Raw genomic sequence first — 202 nt, 5'->3', positions numbered from 1 at the left:
TTTGCTTTCGAATGGTGACCCGTACGAGAGTCGAACTCGTGTTTGCGGCGTGAGAGGCCGCCGTCTTAACCACTTGACCAACGGGCCATCGTCGTCACAAGCTGCATATCCTTCGCTTCCGTCGGCGGACGAAAGCTCAGTCATTACGCTGCTCCTCCTCTTCCAATCAAACCCGCTTTGCTGGGCTTTGATCGGAGTCCTG

At 55.9% G+C, this 202-nt stretch carries 1 tRNA gene; it reads right to left on the bottom strand.

Annotated features, from left to right (window positions below):
* Nucleotides 1-12: 12 nt before the first annotated feature.
* Nucleotides 13-87 (bottom strand) — tRNA-Glu (locus H9X86_RS13195).
* Between the last annotated feature and the right edge of the window lie 115 nt (nt 88-202).

The organism is Pseudoflavonifractor capillosus (assembly GCF_016902575.1).
Lineage (GTDB): Bacteria > Bacillota > Clostridia > Oscillospirales > Oscillospiraceae > Enterenecus > Enterenecus capillosus_A.
The sequence above is the reverse complement of the archived record's forward strand: the minus strand, read 5'-3'. Positions and strand labels throughout refer to the sequence as shown.